General features: G+C 60.7%; 13 protein-coding genes. 1 reads left to right on the forward strand and 12 read right to left on the reverse strand.

The features are described 5' to 3' along the window. Nucleotides 1–47 precede the first annotated feature (47 nt). The 5 genes from LHF31_RS14380 to def all read right to left on the reverse strand — a co-directional run bounded on the left by LHF31_RS14380 (nt 48) and on the right by def (nt 4,874). Complete coding sequence (locus tag LHF31_RS14380; RefSeq protein ID WP_298010552.1) at nt 48–686, reverse strand: hypothetical protein; 639 nt, start codon at nt 684–686, stop codon at nt 48–50. Nucleotides 687–728: 42 nt separating this feature from the next. Beyond that, the gene (locus LHF31_RS14385; protein ID WP_303774449.1) at nt 729–1,172 is read right to left on the reverse strand and encodes a hypothetical protein; all 444 of its coding nucleotides are present in this window, start codon (nt 1,170–1,172) and stop codon (nt 729–731) included. A gap of 115 nt (nt 1,173–1,287) precedes the next feature. After that, nucleotides 1,288–3,048, reverse strand: coding sequence for a sensor domain-containing diguanylate cyclase (locus LHF31_RS14390; protein WP_303774451.1), 1,761 nt, complete (start codon nt 3,046–3,048; stop codon nt 1,288–1,290). A 76-nt stretch (nt 3,049–3,124) separates the two neighbouring features. Continuing rightward, entirely contained in the window at nt 3,125–4,348 is a 1,224-nt protein-coding gene (locus tag LHF31_RS14395; RefSeq protein ID WP_303774453.1) for a DNA replication/repair protein RecF, read from the reverse strand. Between the two features lie 10 nt (nt 4,349–4,358). Continuing rightward, nucleotides 4,359–4,874, reverse strand: a complete 516-nt coding sequence (gene def, locus LHF31_RS14400; RefSeq protein WP_303774455.1) for a peptide deformylase — start codon at nt 4,872–4,874, stop codon at nt 4,359–4,361. A gap of 159 nt (nt 4,875–5,033) precedes the next feature. On the opposite strand from def, the gene LHF31_RS14405 reads away from it, so the two are divergent. Further along, nucleotides 5,034–6,212: a cytochrome P450 gene (locus LHF31_RS14405; protein WP_303774456.1), complete on the forward strand. Its 1,179-nt coding sequence runs from the start codon at nt 5,034–5,036 to the stop codon at nt 6,210–6,212. Nucleotides 6,213–6,270: 58 nt separating this feature from the next. On the opposite strand, the gene LHF31_RS14410 is transcribed toward LHF31_RS14405, so the two are convergent. The 7 genes from LHF31_RS14410 to LHF31_RS14440 form a co-directional block, all read right to left on the reverse strand. Then, the gene (locus LHF31_RS14410) at nt 6,271–6,927 is read right to left on the reverse strand and encodes a CBS and ACT domain-containing protein (RefSeq protein ID WP_303774458.1); all 657 of its coding nucleotides are present in this window, start codon (nt 6,925–6,927) and stop codon (nt 6,271–6,273) included. A gap of 81 nt (nt 6,928–7,008) precedes the next feature. Further along, entirely contained in the window at nt 7,009–7,932 is a 924-nt protein-coding gene (locus LHF31_RS14415) for a nucleoside hydrolase (RefSeq protein ID WP_303774460.1), read from the reverse strand. Beyond that, nucleotides 7,929–8,336 carry a VOC family protein gene (locus LHF31_RS14420; protein ID WP_303774462.1) on the reverse strand — a complete coding sequence of 136 codons (408 nt, stop codon included), beginning with the start codon at nt 8,334–8,336 and terminating at the stop codon, nt 7,929–7,931. The genes LHF31_RS14415 and LHF31_RS14420 overlap by 4 nt, the downstream gene beginning before the upstream one ends. Nucleotides 8,337–8,355: 19 nt before the next feature. Continuing rightward, nucleotides 8,356–10,284 (reverse strand): DUF5671 domain-containing protein, encoded by a 1,929-nt coding sequence (locus tag LHF31_RS14425; protein WP_303774464.1) that lies wholly within the window; start codon nt 10,282–10,284, stop codon nt 8,356–8,358. Between the two features lie 12 nt (nt 10,285–10,296). Then, a complete protein-coding gene (locus LHF31_RS14430) occupies nt 10,297–10,785 on the reverse strand; it encodes a hypothetical protein (RefSeq protein ID WP_303774466.1) in 489 nt (162 codons plus the stop codon). Nucleotides 10,786–10,791: 6 nt separating this feature from the next. Next, nucleotides 10,792–11,010 (reverse strand): hypothetical protein, encoded by a 219-nt coding sequence (locus LHF31_RS14435; RefSeq protein ID WP_303774468.1) that lies wholly within the window; start codon nt 11,008–11,010, stop codon nt 10,792–10,794. 85 nt (nt 11,011–11,095) lie between these two features. Further along, the coding region (locus LHF31_RS14440; protein WP_303774469.1) for a hypothetical protein at nt 11,096–11,451 on the reverse strand (356 nt) is incomplete at its 5' end.

An 11,451-nucleotide genomic window follows, 5' to 3' on the forward strand; every position in this document is an offset into this window, starting at 1 on the left:
CCCGGTGGGGATGCCCGCCCCTTCGGGAGCGCCGGAGCAATCCCCCATCACGGGGTTGAGGCTTGGGGTATAGCCTGCCAGCGGTCGAACAACAACCACAACGCCAGCAGGGAAACAACGCCGGGCGGCAACGCGATCAGCAGCAGTTCCAGCACGCTGGTAAAACTCCGCCCGGTGAAAATGGGCAACAGCGCCCACCCCACCATGCTGAAGAGGATCCACACCCAGGAGCGATCCACCCAGCGCCGCAGCACCAGCCACTGTGCCACTCCAATGCACAACCCCAACGTGGAGAAGATCAGCATGCGAGAAAGCAGGGTATCGGCGGGGATGCCTCCTTGCGGGAAGAACACCTCCGCCACCCCCCGCAGGAAGATGAAAGCCACAATCCATCCCACAGGAGTGACCAGCACCCACATGCCCGTTCGGGGTCGCACCTCGCGGAGGATCAGCGCCTGCATTGCGCCCTGAAGCAGTCCGATCAGCGGGAAGAAGATCCATGAGAAGAGATAATCCTCGGTGATGTGGCGCACCCCGTTGACATAAATATAATCACCGATCACCGCCTGCGCCAGCAAAAGCAGCCCCCAACTGACGATCCATCCCAGCAAAATGCTGGCAAGTCCACTCACCAGCCAGAGCAGGTAAAACCCGCCGCCGGGTACAGAATCACGCTTGACATTCATACCATCCTCCTGAAACCTCCCAGAGGAGTATCCGAATGGGGTTTACTGGCGTTTAAGCATGTCCAGCAGAATGCCCTCGAACTCGTCGCACTCCGAGATGAGCGACACCACCACGTCGCGGAAGTAGGGGATGTCCATCAACTGGATTTCGGCATTGTGCATGCAGGAATAAATGTAGCGCCCGCCGATTTCTTCAATGCACCAGAAACCGATTTTCTTCTGAGAACTGCGCCGCATCAGCACCGTGGACAGAAAGTGCGGGATGTCCTCTTCGCGGTCGAACTGCGCCATGCTGGGCACGGAAAACTCCAGCGTCTTATCATAGCGCAAAATCCACAGCACCTGCTCACGCCCCGAGTCCATGGTGAACTTCAGCATGGCGTGCCGATCATCCACCTCGGCAACCTTCCAGCCAATCTGCTGACAGTAGCGGGTGACGGTGTTCTTAAAATTCACCCCTGAAAATAAATCTTCAAAACTGGACATGGAAACTCCACTGGGGAAAAGAGAAAAAAAGGGGAAAAGAACAGCCGCAAAAGGGCTTGACTTCTTTTATTATACGCTCAAACGGCGGGAAAGAAACGTTTCAGTTGTGTTGTGCTCACACCGAAACGCAGTTGCGCCCCTTGCTCTTGGCGCGGTAGAGGGCTTCATCGGCGGCATTGAGCAGATGTTCCACGCGGGTCATGTTCGGGGTGCGCTCCGCCACCCCCACGCTGATGGTGATGGACATGGCTTCATCCCTGTCGGGAAAACGCAGGCTTTCCACCGAACGACACAGCCGCTGGGCAGTTGCCAGCGCCCCTTCCAGATTGGTTTCGGGAAGCAAAACCACAAATTCCTCGCCGCCAAACCGCCCCACCCAGTCCGCCTGACGCACCTGAGCCATGCACGCCTGCACCACGGCTTTGAGCGCGTCATCTCCTGCCAGATGACCGAATCGGTCGTTGACGCCCTTGAAGTGATCCACATCCAGCATGATCAGGCTGAGCGGACTTCGGTAGCGTTCGGCGCGGAGCATTTCCCGCTGAGCCACATCGTAGAAACTGCGGCGGTTGAGCGCCCCCGTGAGCGCATCCAGACGCGCCAGACGCTGAATTTCGCTGAAGAGGGTGGCGTTTTGAATGGCAATTGCCGCCGATTGGGCAAACATCTCGATCAGGCGCAAATCGTCGGTGGTAAAGCGACGTTCGTGCGGGTTGGCGCCCACCATCACCACACCCAGCAGTTCGTGCTTGTGGAGCAGAGGAACGGCAATCCGAGTGCGCGGAGCAGGTTCCGGGCTGGATGAGGCATCCCAGAGCGAAACATCCTCGATCAGCAGTGTCTTTTTCGACTGAGCGGCTTTTCCGATGATGCCCTGCCCCAGCGGAATGACCCCGTACTGGCGGTGCTCGTTGGGAAACGCCGCAACCACCCGCAAAGAGCGATTGGCGGGATCGTACAGCGCCACCTCCCCTTCCAATGCCCCCAGCAAACGCGTGACGCGCTCCACAATGGCTTCCAGCAGACGCTGCAAATCCAGTTCGGTGGTCATATCCACCATGGTGGCGTTGATGGCTTCCAGTTCACGGATGCGCTGCTGACGGTCGTTTTCCGCACGGCGACGCTGAGTCACATCACGCAGCACAAACATCATCTGCTGAGGGGCGCCCTGTTCATCTCTTAAGACACTGCCATGCACCTCAAAGAAAAACAGGGAGCCATCCACACGCACCCCACGGTATTCCTGCATGGCGGGGTTTCCCCCTGCCAGAATGGTTTGCACCCCCTGCAGTGCGCGCTCGCGGTCTTCGGGCACGATGAAGGTCAGCAGAGACTTGCCCAGCGCGTAGTGCGGGTCGGGGTAGCCAAACATCTTTACCGCAACCGACGAAGCAAACAGGATCACGCCGTTCAAATCGGTGATGGCGATGGTATCGGGCGAGCCGTTCAGCACGGAGCGGTACCAGTCCTCCGGGTGAAGAGAGGTAGATGGGAGATCGCGCGCCGAAAGCGGTACGATCACCATCAACGCGCCGCTGATCTTCCCCGCACCGTCTTTCAGCGGGGTGGCAGTGACTTCCACCACAAAGACTCTGCCGCCCTGGGACTGGTAGCGTTTGAGCAGGGAAAAGTGCAGGATTTCGCCGCTGAACAACTGACGGAATAACGCCAGCGAGTTCTCCAAATCGCCTGCCACGGTCATCTCCCCCTCAGAACGCTCAAGCATTTCCGAAGGAGAAAGCCCCATTAAGTGGGCAAAGCGGTCGTTAACGAACAGAAAGCGCAGGTCGGGGTTGAGAATGGCAACTCCCACGCGCGGGTTATAAAACACAGCCGAGAGCGAATTGCTCTCCAGAAACGGGTCGGTAAAGTCCATAAAAAGAAAAAAGCCCTCTCAAAGGGCATTCCCTCAGAAAGTGATGGATTGATTCTAGCACAATCGACTCAAACCATCAGGGAGAGGTAGAAGGTTGCTCTGCCTGCACCACCCCCTGCGAGACATGCCAGAGGGTACAGCGGGAGAGGAACGAAGGGGCAAACAGTTTTAAATCGGTGGTGGTGAGCACCGATTGTTCAAAATCGTCCAGCGTACTCAGGAGGTCGGCGCGGCGGCGGTCGTCCAGTTCTGCCAGAATCTCATCCAGCAGAAGGATGGGGAACTCGCCAGTGCGCTCTTTCATCCAGCGGGCTTCCGCCATCTTCAGCGAGAGCAGGGCAGTGCGCAGTTGCCCGCGCGAACCGAAATCGCCCAGATCCACGTTGTTGGAGAGGAAGCGCAGTTCATCCCGATGGGGACCGATGGTGGTGACGCCGCGGGCAATTTCCTCAGAGCGCAGGTCGGCAAGGCGCCGCAGGAAGCCCTCGCGCAGGTCGGCAAGGCTGAAGCCGCTACGATCCATGGGGGTGAGGATGGGCAGGGCATATTGCCCTTCGGGGCGCGGCAGGGGGTCATAAGCAGGCTGATAGACAAACTGCAGGACTTCCATCCCGCCAGTCAGGCGGTTGTGGATGCGCGCGGCAAGGCGCTCCAGTTCGGCAATCGCCGCGATGCGGGCATGCAGAATGAAAGCGCCCTTCTCCGCCAGCAGGGTATCCCAGTAGGATAATTGAGCGGGGTCGCCGTTGCGTTCCTGAAGCAGTTTAAGCAGGGCGTTGCGCTGTTCCAGCGCGCGGGCGTAATCGGTGAGCGCCTGAGCGTAGCCCGGCACGGCTTGCGCCAGCGCAAGGTTGAGATAGCGGCGGCGCTCTTCGGGGGCACCGTCGAGGATGCGGGTCATATCGGGCAGGAACATCACCGCCATAAGGGTGCCGGTGGCTTCCTGCGCGGTGCGCTTCACTCCGTCGAGCAAAATCTCTTTGCGGAAGCGCGAGGGGGGAAAGCCGCCGTTGGCTTCCAGAATCAGGCGCACTTCCAGACGATGAGCGCGCCCTTCGCGCTCAAAATCGCCCACAATCCGCGCCACCGCCAGCGGTTCGCGCGCCGCCGCAAACGAGACGATTTGCCGGTCTGCCGAGGCATGGAGCGAGGTGAAAGTCGCCAGATAGTAAATGGCTTCCAGCAAACTGGTTTTGCCCTGCGCATTCTCGCCCACCAGCAATAATGTCCGCCTGGGGAAATCCATATCCAGGCGGGCAAACAGGCGAAAATGAGTCAGCGAGAGATGGGTCAGGTGCATGGGCGCATGCCTACACGTTATCTTCGACTTCCTCTTCTTCCTTGGGCACCCACACGGTGGTGGCACGGTCGGTGTAAAGCACGCCGTCGAGGTGGTCAATTTCGTGCTGGAAGATGCGCGCCACCCAGCCCGAAAGTTTGTACTTGACCGGCTTCCCGTAGCGGTTCAAGCCCTTCACCACCACGCGCTCGTGACGCTCCACTTCGCCGATCAGGCGGGGAATGGAGAGACAGCCTTCCACACCCGTCACCATCTCCGGCGAGGCTTCCACAATCTCGGGATTGATGACCACATACAGTTTCTTGGGGACGTTCTCGTCCTCTTCTTCGCCCTCGCCGTATTCCACCACAATCAGGCGTTGCGAGATGCCCACCTGCGGCGCCGCCAGACCCACGCCGGGGGCGGCGCGCATGGTTTCGATCATGTCGTCAATCAGCACCTGTAAGTCTTTGTCGAATGTGGTGATCTTTTTCGCTTTACGCCGCAGTACCGGATCGGGCACTGTGACAATCGTTCGTACAGCCATACATCATACCTGCCTTTAAAAATTCGTTGAGGGTATTTTACCCCGAAAGCGTCGGAAATTCCACTGCCCGCCGCAAACCCTGCACATCCACTGGACAGGGCAGGGAAACTCCTGTAAGATTTAAAAAACAAACCGGTCGGTATCTTTTCTGGAGGATCTATGAATACATTCGAAACGCTCACCAACCGCTGGTACATCCCCGCCCGCACCCTGCCGGTGTACCGCGATTCGGACGGCGTGTGGCACATCACCGGCTACCCCGAGGCGCGCGCCGTTTTGCAGGGCGCGGTGCGGCAGGCGGGCTTTAAAGCCGAAACCTTCGAGCGCATCCCCCCGCAGTTCCGCATTGAAAAGCCCGTCCTGTTTCAGGAAGGCGAACCCCACCGCGAACAGCGCCGGTTGACGGCAAAGTTCTTCTCCCCCGCCACCGTGCGCCAGCGCTACATCCCGTTGATGGAGCGCACCGCAGACGCCATTCTGGCTGAATTTCAGCAGAAACGCCGCGGCGATCTCAACCAGATGGCAGGGATGATGGCAACCAGCGTGGTTGCCGAAGTCGTCGGGCTGACCGAAAGCCCTCTGCCCGGCATGACCCGCCGCCTCGACCGCATTCTGCACGCCAATCTGGACATCGGGCTGGACCTGCGCCATCTGCCCGCCTACCTGAACGTGCAATGGCTGGTGCTTTCCTTTTACCTGCGCGATGTGCGCCCTGCCATCCGCGTTCGCCGCGCGCAACCCCGCGAAGACCTCATCTCCCACCTCATCGCGCAGGGCAGACGTGACCGCGAAATCCTCGTGGAGTGCATCACCTACGGCGCGGCGGGCATGGTCACCACGCAGGAATTCCTGTGTGTCGCCGCCTATCACTTCCTGCGTCACCCGGATTTGAAAGAAGCCTTCCTGCAGGGCGATTCCGAACGCCGCCGCGCCATGCTGGAAGAGATTTTGCGCCTCGAGCCGGTGGTCGGGCACCTCTACCGCCGCGCCGAGCAGGATCTGGAAATCCTCAGCGAGGGGCAGACGGTGGTCATCCCCGCCGGTGCGCTGATTGACCTGCACATCATGGAAATCAACCGCGATGCCCGCGCTCTGGGCGCCGAGCCGCTGGCGTATAACCCCGAACGCGAGACCGAACGGGGGGTGTCCATCTCGGGGATGAGTTTTGGCTTCGGCGCGCACCGCTGTGCCGGCGAACATCTGGCGCTGACCGAATCCGAGGTGTTCCTCAGCCGCTTCCTCGCCCTGCCCGGCGTGCACATCGAGCGCGAACCCTCGCTGGGACGCAACGAGACCATCGAAGGGTACGAACTGCGCCGCTTCATCGTTGCCCTGTAAACGAAAAAAGCCGCAGGGAGAAATTCTCCCTGCGGCAAAGGTTGCTCCGTAAACCCTTCTAGACCGTGCCTTTTTCCTCGCGGATGTCGATCACCTTCTCCACCAGCGGTTCAAGCGCCGACTTCAACGCATCCAGCGAAACACCGGTCACCTTGAGGGTGAGGGTGCGGGTCTCGCTGGTTTCGCCCAGCACCGCGCCCATGCCCTGAATGTTGCCGCCCAACTGATAAATGGCGCCGGTGATTTCGTGCAGTTTGCCGGGGGTATCGGGCACTTCGACGGTCACCCGCACGCCAGCCGTGCGCGCTCCGAGCATCTCGAGGAAGATTTTGAACAAATCGGTTTCGGTGATGATGCCCACCAGACGGTTGTCGCGCAGGACGGGCAGACCGCCGATTTTGTTGTCTGCCATGATGCGCGCGGCTTCTTCCACAGTGGTGTCCTCGCTGACGGTAATGGGGTTTCGGGTCATCACCCGCTCCACGGTGATGCGCGAGAGCAGGTAATTGATTTCCCAAACGCTCAGCGTTGTGGCTTCCGAGGGCGAGGCGTTCATTAAATCGCTGTCGGTGACGATGCCGATGAGTTTGCCGCGTTTATCCACCACCGGATAGCGGCGCACCTTGTCGTTGCGCATGCGCGCCAGCGCTTCCTGCACCGGCACATCCGGGGTGATGGTCAGGACGGGGTGAGACATGCGTTCTTTTACCAGCATGGGGAAGATCCTCCTTGCCCTTTTGGGCGGGGTAAAAAATGTACTTTTATTGTACCTGAATTATACAGGACTGTGGCGCCTTCATCTACACACCGTTTCCAGCCAGTGCGCCGCGAAAGCCTCGCCATCCACGCCTACCGCCACGCGAAAGACCTTCCCGTGCGGGTCTTCGTGCAGCCGCACCCAGCCCTGCTCCATCTCCACCCGCAGGCGCAGGTCGGCAAAGGTCAGTCCCGACCAGCCCAGCGCGGCGGCGCACGCCAACGGATCGTGCTGGAAGTTGATGAAATCGGCGGGCAAAGCGGGACAGTCGGGCTGGTAGCGCTCTGCCAGTTGCTCGGCGTGGGCAAACACGCGCGCCTGATGGGCAAGACACTCTCCCAGCGCGCCCGCCCGTTCCAGCGCGGGCAGGTGCGTAAAACGCAGGGCTGTCTCCGCCGTCACCGCCAGCGGGACAAGGGTGGGATTTGCCCGCTCGAACACCACCCGCGCCGATACCGAATCCACCTGTGCGTTCCAGTCGGCGGTAAAGTCCCACGCCGGGAAGCCCGCCCGCGGGGGAAACACGAATCCGCCCATCAATGTGAGGCGTGCGGTTGCCAGAATGCCCGGCTGGCGCTCTTCCAGCATTGCCAGATGGGTGTAGGCGCCAATGGCAACAATCTGCGCCCCCTGACGGATGCTGGCTTCCAGCAGGTCAAGCGCTTGTTCCAGAGGCGTGGGAGAGGGGGAAATCGCTCGGCGCCAGTAGTCCTGTTCATTGGGCAGAGGCTGTTCAAAGCGGAAGCCCTGCCAGCCCGCTTCCACCCCCGCCGCCACGGGGATGTCTTCCCTGCCTGCCAGATGCAGGACATGCCGCACATATCCCGCCCGCCTGCCACCGTGTTCCGCCACGGTGGTCACGCCGATCAACTCGGCGTCGGGATGCCTGAGGCAATACGCCAGCGCGCACAGGTCATCGATGTCGCCGCCGATGTCGGTATCCAGATGGATTTTCTGCTTCATTCCGATGAATTCCCCTCTTCAGCAGGTTGAATCAAATCCCAGCGGTTGCCGTACAGGTCTTCAAAGACGGCAACCGTACCATACGGCTCATGACGCGGCTCCTCCACAAAATGCACCCCGCGCGCCTGCATGGCGCGGTAATCGCGCCAGAAGTCATCGGTGTGCAGGAAGAGGAACACCCGTCCGCCCCCCTGTTTGCCGATGAAGGCTTGCTGTTCGGGGGTGGCGGCGCGCGCCAGCAACAGGCAGGTCTGCCCGCCGGGCGGACACACCCGCACCCAGCGCTTTTCGGGGGTCAAGGGGGTATCCTCCACCAGAACAAAGCCCATCTTCTCCGTAAAGAAGGCGATGGCTTCGTCGTAGTCGCGCACCAGCAAAGCCAGATGAGCCAGATGTTGGGGCATGGCTGTGCTCCGGTTCAATCTAATCGCCGTACAGACTGCTCACAAACAGGGTGATGAGCACAACCAGCATCTGCGCGGCAAACAACCCACCCAGCACGTAGCCCGCCACCGCCCATGGACTGACAGAGACGCCCGCGCGCGGGGCTTCTTCGCCCTCTGCCAGCGAGAGGATGGCATTGACCACCTGACGGACACGCTCCCGCAGGTCACCCGGCAGAGACGCCCCCCATGTCCAACCTGAGGGCAGGGTGGGCAACAGCAGGCGCTTTCCGCGGTAGCCTTCCATCCACAGGCGCAGGGCAGGCGGCGGTTCCAGCGCCAGCCCGGCGGGCAGAACCAGCAAACGCGCCTGCAGGTACTCATCCGAAGGCACGCCGTTAGCCAGAGAATGCACCACCACCGGCAAACGCGGCGCCTGCTGATGAAGGGCGGCAATCACCTGTTCTGCCAGCACGGTTTCCCCATCCACGATGAAGAGGGTGAGGAAGCCCGCGTGCATCTTGCCCAGCGCCTGCGATGCGGCGCGGCTATCGGCGCGCAGAACGGCAAGATGATACGCCAGCAGAGCAGCGAACACCCCCAGCATGCCCACCCGCATGAGCGCCAGAAGCGCCAGATCGTCCACGGGTTGACCCAGCAGGTGGGTGATGAGGTTGTAAATCAGATTTCCGCCCGCCAGCATGATCAGCACCACTAGCGCGAAGATGAACACGTACAGGTAGGTGCGGCGGATGACCGAACGGCGGGCGCGGTCACCGCGCTCATCCAGCAGGAAGGCTTCGCCCTGCAGATCGTTCCACGGAGTGAGCCACAGCGGCAAGCCGATGATCAGCCCTGCCAGACTGGACGCCAGACGGTCGGCGCCCGTCAGCAGGAGATCGCCCTGTAACAGGCGCGAGAACAGGTCAGTGATGAGGCTGACCAGCCCCAGCAGGGTCACCGCCAGCCCCAGCGCAGAGAGCAAGGAGCGGTAGAAGCGCTGCAAGCCCTCGCGCAGCGGTTGGAGCGGGATGCGGGTCATCTCGGTATTGAGGCGGTTGCCGTAGTACGCCCACATCACCGCCAGCGGCACGAGCAGAGCCAGAGCGCTGCCCTCGTCTGCCATGAAGCCCGCCAGCGTCTGAGGATGCCCCAGCATCCACGCCAGCAGGGCAGAGAGCACCCGGCTTCCCGCCACCAGTGTGCCGGTCACCCCCGCAAAGGTGATGAGGTAGAGCATGACCAGCCGCAGGATGGAATCGCGCTCGCGCGGGTCATCCAGCGTGCCGTCAATCTGCCAGAGGAAGTACAGCCAGATCGGCGCTCCCACCAGCGCCAGCGCCACACTGTTCGCCAGCAGATAGCCCCCGATCAGCGCATCCCCTTCCAGCAGGGAGAGCAGGTAGCGCACCAGTCCCTGCACTGCCAGCACGGTGATGATCAGCCCCAGCACCATCCACAGATACCGGTAGAAGCGCCGCGCATCGGGCAGAAAACTTTCGGCAGGCGCCTCTCGCATTTCGGCAAACAGCAGGCGGGCAAAGAAGACAAAGGCAACCCCGTTGATGACCAGCGCCACCAGATTGTCCACATCCGACTGGGAAGCCCCAAACCACACCCCCTGCGGCGAAAGTCCCATGAACTGCGCCGTCCAGCGGTTGAGCAGCGCCAGCAGGGCGTAGAGAATCGGCAGAAGCGTCCAGAACAGGAAAACATACAGGAATACCGCGCGGATGCGGCTGTAGCGTTCCTCGGGGTCACGGCGGGCATCGCGCTGCAGGGTCAGCCAGTGGAGCAGGAAGACGGGCAAGCCCACCAGCGTCATGGCAATGCCCGTGGCGGTGAGGGCGGCTTCGCCCAGCCATCCGCCTTCCAGCAAAGTGCGCAACAGGCTGACACTCCCCCAGATGAGGGCGTGCGCCCCTACCAGCGCCAGCGTGTAGAAGTATAAACGGCGAACGGTACGCATGGCGTCCCCCTCTCAGGGCGTGACGGGCTTGACCGGCTCGGGCGCATACCACTCATACGCCCAGTAAGGATAAGGGGCGGACGAAATCTTCCACGCCCCACCCTGCCGCACCAGCGTGGCGGTTTGCGTCTCACGGAAAGGCGTGTTGAAGGGCTGATTCTGTCCCCGCACCAGTTGTACGGTCACCGTGGCTTCATCGCCCTGCAGGGATTCTTCCACAATGCGCACAGCCGTGGTGCTCAATTCGCGGTACAGGTAACTCTCCAGAGGAGCGCGGAACGCGGCGAGGGTGGGCTTGTTGTCCTGATTCGCCAGATAGGTATAGGCGCGCTCAACATCGCGTTTCTGCAGGGCAATGATGTAGTTGCGCAGTACCCCCGAAGGAGTATCCTCCGCGCCGTAGGTTAAATCCACACGCCGAAGGAAGTACAGAGACAGGGAGAGCAGCATTAAAATGCCAATTCCCGCCAGAATGGCGGTGAGGAAACGATCCTGACGCATAAAAAATTACCTCCGCATGGAAACCTGCCGGGAGGAGAGAAAACATCCCGGCGCAAGAAGGAGTGCCAGAAACGGTCCGGCAACCGGAAGGAAAATTGCCAGCAACCCCAGGAAGAGATGCGCCTCCCAGCGCAGGGCGCGGCGGCGCAAAAACTCCAGCGCCAGCAGAGCCATCATGGTCATGCCGGTAATCAAAACCAGAATCAGCAGGTTGCGCGCATCCATCCCGTTTTCCTCCTGAACCCAAACAACTCGGATTGCTTCCATTCTACGAGATTCTGGCAGAATTACAAGTGAGAAGGCGCGCAGATCAAAAGCACCTGCTGGCGTACTCATTTGCACCGGCATCCGGGTGTGAAGCCTGTTGCCAGCGGAAAATATAAGGCATACTTCCGTTGGGGTTTGCCATGGGCAATTTTAGCGGCGGAATCTTGGGTAACCACACATATGCGTTCCCGTCATAGGGGACAAGCGAAATGGTAAAGGTAATATTGCGCATATCCCCGGGTTGCGGATTAGAGGGCGTGCCCTTACCGGCGAAGTTGACCGTATCGCTACCGGAGGCGGTGCCCATACAGGAATTACGGATGGCCGTATCATAATTCACCAGCGTCACCGGGTAAGGTTCGACATCAATGCAGAAACCGGGGAAAGCGACACGGGCAG

The organism is Anaerolinea thermophila (assembly GCF_020723905.1).
Taxonomy (GTDB): Bacteria; Chloroflexota; Anaerolineae; order Anaerolineales; family Anaerolineaceae; genus Anaerolinea; species Anaerolinea thermophila_A.

Excerpts from the sequence above, each read along its gene's own strand:
- LHF31_RS14395 (WP_303774453.1), bottom strand. The coding sequence starts at position 4,348 with ATGCACCTGACCCATCTCTCGCTGACTCATTTTCGCCTGTTTGCCCGC.
- LHF31_RS14435 (WP_303774468.1), bottom strand. The coding sequence starts at position 11,010 with ATGGATGCGCGCAACCTGCTGATTCTGGTTTTGATTACCGGCATGACC.
- LHF31_RS14410 (WP_303774458.1), bottom strand. The coding sequence starts at position 6,927 with ATGCTGGTAAAAGAACGCATGTCTCACCCCGTCCTGACCATCACCCCG.
- LHF31_RS14405 (WP_303774456.1), top strand. The coding sequence starts at position 5,034 with ATGAATACATTCGAAACGCTCACCAACCGCTGGTACATCCCCGCCCGC.
- def (WP_303774455.1), bottom strand. The coding sequence starts at position 4,874 with ATGGCTGTACGAACGATTGTCACAGTGCCCGATCCGGTACTGCGGCGT.
- LHF31_RS14420 (WP_303774462.1), bottom strand. The coding sequence starts at position 8,336 with ATGCCCCAACATCTGGCTCATCTGGCTTTGCTGGTGCGCGACTACGAC.
- LHF31_RS14380 (WP_298010552.1), bottom strand. The coding sequence starts at position 686 with ATGAATGTCAAGCGTGATTCTGTACCCGGCGGCGGGTTTTACCTGCTC.
- LHF31_RS14425 (WP_303774464.1), bottom strand. The coding sequence starts at position 10,284 with ATGCGTACCGTTCGCCGTTTATACTTCTACACGCTGGCGCTGGTAGGG.
- LHF31_RS14430 (WP_303774466.1), bottom strand. The coding sequence starts at position 10,785 with ATGCGTCAGGATCGTTTCCTCACCGCCATTCTGGCGGGAATTGGCATT.
- LHF31_RS14390 (WP_303774451.1), bottom strand. The coding sequence starts at position 3,048 with ATGGACTTTACCGACCCGTTTCTGGAGAGCAATTCGCTCTCGGCTGTG.
- LHF31_RS14415 (WP_303774460.1), bottom strand. The coding sequence starts at position 7,932 with ATGAAGCAGAAAATCCATCTGGATACCGACATCGGCGGCGACATCGAT.
- LHF31_RS14385 (WP_303774449.1), bottom strand. The coding sequence starts at position 1,172 with ATGTCCAGTTTTGAAGATTTATTTTCAGGGGTGAATTTTAAGAACACC.